Source organism: Desulfobacula sp. (genome assembly GCF_021107415.1).
In genome coordinates this window covers 1-10,100 of sequence record NZ_JAIOSW010000427.1, presented here as the reverse complement: position 1 = coordinate 10,100, position 10,100 = coordinate 1, and the positions used below count along the sequence as shown (strand labels likewise).

Below are 10,100 nucleotides of genomic sequence, written 5' to 3'. Positions count from 1 at the left end.
TTTTTTGAGTGGTTTCTTCACCCCTGGTAAAGCCATCAATTCGCATATTTTCACACATCAACGCTCCCCGTGTGAAATGGGCAAGACCCTGATAAAAGTCTGTGTTTGCAGAGACAGTCATTTGATCACAAAAGGAATTTGTCCATTTAAGATATACATTTTTAAAAAATTTTATGTACATATCTGTTTCTTGTTTTTCAAGAAGATACCTTAAAAATTCCATTTCAACTGCAATATGATCATCAAGATCCTTAAAATCAGGGTTTTTGTAAACTCCTGATTTTTGAAAATACTCTCTGATGGTTAAAACCGGTTTCTGCATAAGTACAGGTTTCTTTCCTATGTGAGCAGATTCATATGGGAATACGGGATTGGGCCCTGCATTGAGAAAGATATCTGCATAATCATAGCTCAATTCTTTATACAGTTTTTTCGGATCTGTTTTTCTCAGGCAGGAAGCCATAGCCTCTGCTCCACTGGTGAGATCCATGAACCCACACCCTTTTACAGATTCAAGCAAGCCTTTAAGAAATTGTTCGTCCTGCATGCTTTTAATTAATTTCAGAGGTATCTCATCGCGATACAGGGTGGAAAGAAATTGATATCTTTTTGCCCTTGATTCCATATAAATCTTATCCATAATCTATTGCCTCCTTAGCAAATATTATTCTGATATATTGAACAACCCAATATCTATATAGCCATAACCATGCCAACGGGCTTGTTACAAACCACAACTTATTATATTAAAAATACAACTACCCGGAATTAAATAAAATCCCATCACTTTAAATTATATAAAATAATAGAAACAGCCTTTGAGCTGAAAACCGAAACAAATCTGACATCAAATTTAATAAAATATGATTATTCGAGAAAAGCCTTGAAACACAAGGATATTGACTTATCACAGCAAAGGATTGCCATAAAAATAATGCGCAATAAAAATATTGCGCTGCATTTTTTTTATTGCGCCAATAAATACAAAATCATGTTTGAATTCTTTTGTTTTCAATGCTACTCTTAAAATATCTTTAAGAGATAGGTGTAAACTAATGAGCCATAACTAATTATAAATCATGCTGATTAAAAATTTATTCAGATACTGGACATACCAGGTATTTTCTCCGGGAACCATTTTAAGGGAAAAATACGAATCCTTTAAGGTCTTGCTGGAATATGACAAGGCAGCCCACGAGTTTATGGCAAGTCTGGAGGATATTTATTATACCCAAAAAAAATATGATTTTCAGGCTGTTGTAAAAACCTATGGACACTTTGCTGATTCAGTTTTACGAATGATTGAAGAACTTTTAAAAATGTGCCCGTCAAGCTATTGGAGCCTGAAAGACTATTTCAAAAAATTTGATTTTTATATCCGGTTTATGCTTGCCCCATCGGAGTTTAATTTTTCACCACCATTTACCATCGAGTTTGATAAAATCTCATCATTCAACGAAGCGGTTGCAGGGAAAAAGGCATTCGCTCTATCCTGTCTTAATAACGATCTCCACCTGCCTGCACCCAAAGGATTTGTTATCACAACCAATGCCTTTCATTATTTTTTAGAATATAACGAATTACGGGAGCCTATAAATGAAAAATTAGCTGATCTTGATGTCAGCGACACCTCCTCTTTGCAACAGACCGCTCTTGATATTGAGAAGCTCATATTAAATGCTATTGTACCCGAAGATATTGATATCGCGGTAACTAATGCCGTTAATTCCCTTGGGCAGGACAATGAAATCAATTTCAGGGCTGCACTTCGAAGCAGTGCTGTTAAAGAGGATGGAAAAGCTTCCTTTGCCGGTCAATATAAAACCCTGTTAAATGTAGACAAAAAGCAAATATTAAATGAATATAAACAAATCATTGCCGGTAAATATTCTGCCCAGGCACTCTTTTACAGGATCAGTCACGGGATTTTGGATGATGAAACCCCCATGGCAGTCCTGGTACTTGAAATGATTAATTCAAAAGCATCCGGCGTGATATATACCCGGGATATTGAAGAACCTTTTTCAGGAAATTTATTGATCCATTCGGTCTGGGGCCAGGGGGGGCTGCTCGTGGAAGGGGAAGTATCACCGGATGTGATCAGGGTATCAAAAAAAGATCCTGTTAAAATAGTCAGCACAAAAATCGCAGCCAAATTAAAACAAATGGTTTTAGAACCAAAAATTCAGACCCGGACCATTGATACGGATCAAATAAAAAAAAATCTGCTTTCCCTTGATGAGCCCTCTATTTTAACCCTTGCCAGATGGGGTGTTTCCCTTGAAACCCATTTTAATGAGCCCCAGGATATTGAATGGTGCCAGGATCAATCCGGCAAACTTTTTATTCTCCAGTCCAGGCCATTGAATATCCATCCGGGTGCGACTTCGAATAACACAAAACAGAGCCAAACTCCCGAGAATAAAATTGTTAATAAGATTATTTGTCCCAAAGGAGAAAGTGTCTGTTCCGGAACCGGTTCAGGCCCTGTCTACAGGCTTAAACACGTATCACAGATAAATCATATTCCCGATGGATCAGTGCTTGTTGTCAGACATGCATTGCCTCAATTCGTTATAGCAATAAACAAAATGACTGCCATTATTATCCACACGGGAAGCCGTGCCAGCCACTTTTCATCTATTGCCAGGGAATATGGGGTTCCGGCCATTGTAAATGTTGGCAAAGAATTCGATGATCTTGTCCAGGGAAGCCGGGTGACCGTGGATGCAGACAAATGCATTGTATACAAGGGAACAGTAAAACCTTTATTGGAAAGAACTGCACCAAAAGAGGATTTTTTTAAAAACAGCTCTTTTATGACAAAACTGCAATATGTGATTAATTTTTGCGCTAAATTAAAACTGACTGATCCTGAATCCGACTCTTTTACCCCGGAAGGATGCAGATCTCTTCATGATATTATCCGGTTTACCCATGAAACAGCTTTAAAAGAAATGTTTTTAATCGGAAATAGAAAAGGCGGCAGGAAAAAAGGGGCAAAAAAACTCATCTCCAATATCCCCATGCTCTTTTATATCCTTGATGTGGGCCAGGGAATCAAAGAAGACCCCAAAAAAAATAATCAAAAGAATGAAAAATTTTTAAAATCTGAAGATGTTGCCAGCATTCCCATGAAAGCTGTTTTAAAAGGGCTTTCAAACCAAGGGATTTGCTGGTCTGAAACCAGTCATTTTGATTGGGAGGAATATGACAGAATTGTCATGGCCGGGGGCATCATCAGTGCAGATTCCTCAATGTTTGGAAGCTATGCAGTTATGTCAAAAGAGTATTTAAATGTAAACTTCAGGTTTGGATATCATTTTGTCATCCTGGATACTATCTGCTCTTCTAAAAAAGAGGATAATTATATTCTTTTCAGGTTTTCCGGCGGTGGCGGCAGCCCTGCCGGACGGTCTCTCCGGGCCAATTTTATTAAAGGAATTTTAACACGACTCGGATTTATGGTCCAGATCAAATCAGACCTTATTGATGCCGAATTCAAACACGGTTCATTAAAAACAATGGAAAAAACTCTCGATATAACAGGACGGCTTTTGGGAGCGACTAAACTCATGGATATGTACCTTAAAGAAAACCTTAATATGGAATTAATGATTGATGACTTTATGAACGGTCGCTATGATTTCAGAACAGCTGTTGATAACGGTTTAAAAGGAGCTTAAAATGTCCCAATACCCCATCACATGGATCACAGACAGTCTTGCGGTCGGATATGCCCCCATGTCATATGCTGAACTTGAGACCATAAAAGCTAAGGGGATTGATGCCATTGTAAATCTTTGTGCTGAATTTTCCGACCTCCATGATATTGAAAAATCTTCCGGATTCGAGGTCTGCTATCTTCCCATATGGGATGAGGATATTCCCAAAATGAAAGATATGGAAAAGGCCCTGGCCTGGCTTGATGAGGCTATTTATCTTGGGAAAAAAGTGCTGGTCCATTGCCGGCACGGGATTGGAAGAACCGGAACCTTTATCACCTCCTATATGATTCGAAGAGGTCTGGGTCTCAAAGCGGCTTCAAAAAAATTAAAATCCTCAAGCGCGAATCCCTCCAATTACGGTCAGTGGAAACTATTAAAAAAATATGGCAAAAAATCAGGTGTTCTGACAATCCGTGAACCCTCCCTGGAAATTAAAAACAGGGTGGATTTAAGTCATTTTTTTTCTGATTATGAATCTTTGATCAAAAATATTGATAAAGAAGTTCAAAATCAATCAAAAAAAGACCCTATCCAATGCGGCAGGAAAGAGCACAAATGTTGTTCTGAATCTTTTGACCTTCAATTGATAGAAGTCATTTATCTGCACTCTAAAATGAACAGGCACTTTACATCAGATCAAAGAGAAGTGCTGATAAAAAGAGCTGTTAAGACCTATAAAAAAGAAAACATGTTATGCCCGTTCAATGATGGTTCAGGTTGCCAGATTTACGAGTTAAGACCGGCAAGATGCAGAATTTACAATACACTTGAGTTTTCAGCAGATAATCATGAGATCAAAGATATGCTGTTTGAACTTTCCCAAACCGTATTCTTAGCCTTTTCAGGACAATTTTTACCCAATACTGATTTTACATTTTCCGTGGCTGATACAATTTCAGGAAAATTTGTTCAAAAATATTTCCATTATATGGTTGATGTTGAAAAAATATAGACTTTTACTTCTCTATTCTAAATTTTAGTCCTTTTCCGGGTGTGAAAAATTCCCGGTTTCCAGGAACGAGATCACCTGGTCTATCACCTCCTGGGAATTCATGATAAAGGTATGAGAATGGGGCAGAACGATAAAATCTTTCATTCCTTTTACCCTGGCACTTTCCACAGATACCTTGCCGTCATCCGGTCCGGGTATCAAAAGAGAGGTGAACGGATTAAAAGAGACATCACCTGTAATGACCCCGAGTTCAAACTCAACCGGACCCAGCTTATTGGGGATACTGTCAGGGGTGGTTCCAATTTCCTGGCCGCTTGGACCCATTACAAATTGAAACAATTCCCAGTCTTTTAAAAAATCAGCAACCTGACTTCCCTTGTTCGGTGGGGAAAGCATGACCACCCGCCCCATATTTGGATATTGTTTTACCTTGAGATGAAGCCTTAGAATGATGCCGCCCAGAGAATGGGTCACAAAATGTATTTTTTCCGATTCAACACAGCAGTCATTAATGATTGTGTTCAGCCAGTCAGCGTGTTCTTTTATCGACCTATCAGTAGATGAATAGCTCTCAGACACCACTGTATATCCTATATTTTCCAATTGTGTTTTAAGAAAATACATGGAAGCACAAGTTCTGCCAAGCCCATGTAAAAGAACAATAGTTTCCTGCTTTTTTGCAGAAACCGCCGGAGCTGTTAAAAACAAAAAAAACAACAGGCAGACAATGCTTGTTTTATAAAATCCTTGCAGTCTGACTCTCCTGGTTTGATGATCCGTGGATACAATCGGCTTTCCAGATCTTATGCGTTTTTAAGGACCTGGGCCACCTTGTCTTCCAGTTCATCCTTATCAATGGGTTTCACACAGTATTCATTGGCTCCCAGCTTTAAACACTCCCTGGCAGTCTCAATGGTGGGATAGCCTGTCAGCATGATCACTCGAATTGACGGTGACCTTTTTTTCAATTCTTCCAGCACCTCAACGCCGCTCATCTTTTTTAATTTGATATCCAGAATCGCCAGATCAACCTCATTGGATTCCACAAAACTGATGGCATCTTCTTCTTCCGTAAAAGGGAAAACCCTATGCCCTTTCCTCTCAAGAATCCGTTTCACCAGGTTGGCTGCATCCAGTACATCATCCAGTGCGAGAATGTTCCCCATTTATTTCTCCCTTTTTCGTTTGAACACTATTTAAGCCGGAGGGCAGCACAATTATAAATTGTGTCCCCAGTTCTTCTTTCTTTCCTGATAACCCAGGAGAAAAGACTTTAATAGTTCCATTATGCTCTTTTATAATACCAAATGTGACCGATAACCCGAGTCCGGTACCCTTATCCGGCCCCTTGGTGGTGTAAAACGGTTCAAATATCTTGCTTATATCCTCTTTCGGAATCCCATGGCCCGTATCTGATATGGATATTTTTATCTCATTTTGAGTCTTCCCGATTCCGGAGTTGACACAGATGCTGCCATTTTCTTTAATGGCATCAAATGCATTATTCAAAAGATTGATAAATACCTGTTTGAGTTTTTCCTTATCCCCTTTCATCAATAAAGGGTTTCTATTATATTCATGTTTAACAATAACATGATTCAGGCTGAATGTATGCTCAACCACACCAAGGACTTCTTCAATGGCTTCATTAATATTAAACTCAGTGATATTGCTTTTACCGGAACGTGAAAAATTTAAAAGATCCTTAACAATCTTGGAACAATTTTTCGTCTGCTTAACAATGGTTTCCATATCTTTATAAATCTGCCCGTCCTTTTCAACATCTTCCAGTAAAAGCTGGGCATATCCAAGGATAATACCCAGGGGTGTGTTGATCTCATGGGCGACTCCGGCAGCCAGGCGCCCGACAGATTCCATTTTCTGGGCATGGGTAAGCTGCTCCTGAACAGCTTTAACCTGGGTAATATCCCTGCCGCTGCATACAAGACTCTTGACCTGATCTTTTGTTTCCGAAACAGGAATTTTGACCACATGCAGCCACGTTATCCCTTTTGACCCTGTTACTTTATTTTCTTTAATAAGAGGGGTTCCCATTTCAAGGACCTCTTTATCTTCCCGATCATAAAGAAGTGCCTGATTTTTTAAAAACAGATCATCATTTTTTCTGTCAACAATATCATTCTTGTCCTTGTTCAACATTTCACAAAAGGCTCTGTTAACCGAGACATACCTGCCTTCATGATCCTGGAGAGAAATAAAATCCGGTATGGCATCCAAAATCATCTGAAGCAGGGCTTTTTGTTCATTTAAAATACTTTCGGCATTTCTCAAATCAGACAGGTTGCCTTTTAAAGACAGGATCATGGCATCAAAACTTTCTGCCAGGCTTTGAATTTCATCTCCTGAACATTGTTTGTAAACAGAACATTGCTGACAGGAGTCCATTTTCTTGGCATATTCGCCTTCAACACAGGTTGGACAAAGAGTTCCGGCCAAGTACCAGCACCGGTGATGATAGTTTTTATATGCCGGGCATTTGTTTTGATGACACTGCATAATATCCCAGCAGTTTTTTTTCAATGTCGGTGCAGTTCTGACATCAAGGTTTCCCCTTAATGCATGCTCTGAGGATTCATGAAGCTTTTGTATGCTTTTTGTCACAGGATTGAGCAGCAGGGTTCCCACGACACCTGCAATGAGTATTGCCAAAATTATAGTGACCACCGCAGAAATGATAATTTTATTGACTGCTTTTTGAGCCCGTGTTCGAAAAAGACCCAATCGAAGGGTTCCCAATCGACTATTATTAATTAAAACAGGGACTGCATAATCATAAATTAATTGCCCCCCGGCATCCAGGAGCTGTATGGATTCTTTCTGGTTGTCCAAAACAGTGTTTGCCGTCTTGAGGGCTACTGGAAACCCATGTTTAAACGTATGAATCAAAGGGTTGCCTTTCCCATCCAGGACAAAAGTATAAAAGATATCATCGCCCAATTGCACGGTTTCATCCACCAGGACTTTCATTCTTAAAAAATCCATGGCCAGTATGGGTTCCACCATGCGGGCAGAAAGGCTTATTCCTATTGAAGTCCCCCGATTTTTTATTTCTTCCAGTATGGATTTTTTCATGGTGTTACTGAGCCAGAAGGAAATAACAAGGCCCTGGATCAGGAGCAAAGAAAAAAAACTTAAAATTATTTTACCACGAAATCCCAACTTCATTTATTTAGTCATTCCCCTATTCCTCAAGGCTCATGCCCACGCTAGCAGCCAATTGCCGCACAGAATCAAAATCTGAATCACTAGCAGCTATTACCTTAATAAAATTAGCAGCTTCTAATATTTCACGATGATTCTTAATATTAAAATCAAGTTTTTCAAAAGCCTGTTTTAATTTTTCCACGATTTTTTTATCCAGGTTTTCCCTGGCAGAATACACCCACCCCGGATAGGCAACAGTCATTGAAACGATCCTTATTTTATTGAGATCAATTTTACCGGATACCACATCCAATGTACCTTCCCTGATGGTTCCAATATCATATTTACCGGCATAAACGGAAAGGACAACCTTTTCCTGTTTTCCTCCGGGACCTGGTGCAAAGGCAATTTCCTTAAAATCCTTTTTTGTAATGCCGTGGTCAATGAAATGCCCCAATGGGAATAGATATCCACCCGCTGATGCTGAATCCACGGCAATCCATCTTTTGTTACGACAATCGGATATGGTTTGGATGGATGCATTATCCGCCCTACAGATAATTTGCCCCCTGAACTTATCTTTACCGCTCATTTCCACAATTCTTGCAAAGGCTTTTGCCCCATATCGATGGGCAATTTTTATATAAATACAAGGGTTGGAATATGAAATATCAATTTTTTTTGTCCCACCATCTTCATATGCTGGTCAAATGTATCTGGAAATATCTGCTTGATATTCAGCCCTGTTTTTTTTCGTAAATACTGGATAAGAGAATGATGACGGGTATGAGATACCGTGTGGGAATACTGGGGAAGATAGGCATAGGTGACAATGCCGGGCTCTTCTTTCAGTATCACCTGCTCCCTTCTATCTAAATCCACCTTAATGACGGATTCATCTTCTCCACAACCAAAAAATAATAAAAAAATGAGCAGGGCCACCCATCCATATTTCACTTTTATTTCTCCTTTATATTTTTTTACCCTGTTTCCATCGCCAGATTAACCATATCATATAGATAATATTTTAGCTAAAAATATTTCTACCCTATACTGAGCCACAACCCATAAGTCAAACCTGAAATAATGGTGCAAATGGATATGGCGGCCACTGCAAAATCAGGATCACCCCCGATCTCTTTTGCCATGATATAGGTGAGCGTTGCACTGGGAGAAGAAAGGATGATCAATCCCGGAAGATAATCTTTTGGATGAACAGAGAAAAACTTAAATAATACAAATCCAATGGCCGGTGCAACCATAACCTTTAAAAAGCTGGAAACCATAACATTTAAAAACCGGGGTTTTAATTTTTCAAAGGAAAGCGACGCACCGATAATCAAAAGGGCCAAAGGCAGGGCCATGCCGGTTAAAATTTCCAGGGCTCTGTCAAGAATCAGGGGCATTGGTACTTTGAACCAAGAGAATAAGATGCCTGCAATGGCTGACAGTATTACAGGATTGACCATGGTTTTTTTTAAGGTATCAAACATCTTTGGGTGGCCTGTATTGCTTCCGCTGTGGTATTGCAGAACAATAACTGCCAGGGCATTCTGAAGTATCATCACAAATCCTGCTATAATCGCAGCTTTTACAAATCCGCTGTCTCCCAGATAATAAAATGCAACCGCAAGACCGATATACCCAAGGTTCCCGTGAAACGAGCATTGAATAAAGGTTCCTTTTGATGATCTTGCCATTTTTAAAAACCGGGCTGTCCCAAAGGCAATGGCACTGATCAGCATAAGCGAAAACAGTGTGATCATAATCACTCCGGTATTCATCTGGGTATTTAAAGAGGCTTTTGCAATGGAACTGAAAATCATGGCCGGAATAGCAATATAGTATACCAGGCGATTGGCCTGATTTAGAAAATCCGGTGTGATAAACTTTATTTGTTTAGCAAACAACCCTAAAAAAATGATGATAAAGACCGGAACAATGGTTGAGATAATATTCATATAAAAGATTGATCCCTGGTCTGCCACCACCCAATGGTTGTGCCGACTCTCTGAAATTCTATGTTTTCTTTTAATTCAATCTGCCGTATCCAGTCTGCAAGGCCTGAAGCATGATGGATGATCAACGGCGTGCTGTGATTGGGTAAAATATCCAGGGAAAGCTGATACATGCTGATGGTTTTATTGATCTCATAAGAGATATCCAGGTTGTCCCAGGGGGTGGGATGAATAAAGCCGTGCTTGGACCCTTCTTCTTTCAGGTCACCTAAGTGCCCCGGATATTTGTGCTTTAAT

General features: G+C 39.5%; 10 protein-coding genes. 2 read left to right on the top strand and 8 right to left on the bottom strand.

Translation table 11 applies throughout. The features are described 5' to 3' along the window. Positions 1-640, bottom strand: a 640-nt coding sequence (locus tag K8S13_RS21490) for a molecular chaperone TorD family protein (RefSeq protein WP_291465772.1), incomplete at its 3' end; no start/stop codon positions are given. Between the two features lie 439 nt (positions 641-1,079). Here K8S13_RS21490 and K8S13_RS21485 point away from each other — a divergent pair. Both K8S13_RS21485 and K8S13_RS21480 read left to right on the top strand, forming a co-directional pair. Further along, the gene (locus K8S13_RS21485) at positions 1,080-3,686 is read left to right on the top strand and encodes a PEP/pyruvate-binding domain-containing protein (RefSeq protein WP_291465771.1); all 2,607 of its coding nucleotides are present in this window, start codon (positions 1,080-1,082) and stop codon (positions 3,684-3,686) included. A gap of 1 nt (position 3,687) precedes the next feature. Next, entirely contained in the window at positions 3,688-4,680 is a 993-nt protein-coding gene (locus tag K8S13_RS21480) for a dual specificity protein phosphatase family protein (protein WP_291465770.1), read from the top strand. Positions 4,681-4,704: 24 nt separating this feature from the next. Here the strand turns inward: K8S13_RS21480 and K8S13_RS21475 are convergent, their stop codons facing one another. The 7 genes from K8S13_RS21475 to K8S13_RS21445 form a co-directional block, all read right to left on the bottom strand. Then, entirely contained in the window at positions 4,705-5,397 is a 693-nt protein-coding gene (locus K8S13_RS21475) for an alpha/beta hydrolase (RefSeq protein WP_291465769.1), read from the bottom strand. Between the two features lie 86 nt (positions 5,398-5,483). After that, positions 5,484-5,846, bottom strand: a complete 363-nt coding sequence (locus tag K8S13_RS21470) for a response regulator (protein WP_291465768.1) — start codon at positions 5,844-5,846, stop codon at positions 5,484-5,486. Beyond that, entirely contained in the window at positions 5,821-7,866 is a 2,046-nt protein-coding gene (locus tag K8S13_RS21465) for an ATP-binding protein (protein WP_291465767.1), read from the bottom strand. Before K8S13_RS21465 ends, K8S13_RS21470 begins: the two co-directional genes overlap by 26 nt. Before the next feature lie 16 nt (positions 7,867-7,882). After that, a complete protein-coding gene (locus K8S13_RS21460) occupies positions 7,883-8,482 on the bottom strand; it encodes a phosphate/phosphite/phosphonate ABC transporter substrate-binding protein (RefSeq protein ID WP_291465773.1) in 600 nt (199 codons plus the stop codon). Between the two features lie 2 nt (positions 8,483-8,484). Next, entirely contained in the window at positions 8,485-8,802 is a 318-nt protein-coding gene (locus K8S13_RS21455; protein WP_291465766.1) for a hypothetical protein, read from the bottom strand. Positions 8,803-8,888: 86 nt separating this feature from the next. Beyond that, positions 8,889-9,806, bottom strand: a complete 918-nt coding sequence (locus K8S13_RS21450) for an AEC family transporter (RefSeq protein ID WP_291465765.1) — start codon at positions 9,804-9,806, stop codon at positions 8,889-8,891. Further along, positions 9,803-10,100, bottom strand: a 298-nt coding sequence (locus K8S13_RS21445; protein WP_291465764.1) for a hypothetical protein, incomplete at its 5' end; no start/stop codon positions are given. The genes K8S13_RS21445 and K8S13_RS21450, both read right to left, overlap by 4 nt.

What these genes read in the sequence shown, in the direction of transcription:
- K8S13_RS21480 (WP_291465770.1), top strand. Translation starts at nt 3,688, where the DNA reads ATGTCCCAATACCCCATCACATGGATCACAGACAGTCTTGCGGTCGGA.
- K8S13_RS21470 (WP_291465768.1), bottom strand. Translation starts at nt 5,846, where the DNA reads ATGGGGAACATTCTCGCACTGGATGATGTACTGGATGCAGCCAACCTG.
- K8S13_RS21485 (WP_291465771.1), top strand. Translation starts at nt 1,080, where the DNA reads ATGCTGATTAAAAATTTATTCAGATACTGGACATACCAGGTATTTTCT.
- K8S13_RS21450 (WP_291465765.1), bottom strand. Translation starts at nt 9,806, where the DNA reads ATGAATATTATCTCAACCATTGTTCCGGTCTTTATCATCATTTTTTTA.
- K8S13_RS21465 (WP_291465767.1), bottom strand. Translation starts at nt 7,866, where the DNA reads ATGAAGTTGGGATTTCGTGGTAAAATAATTTTAAGTTTTTTTTCTTTG.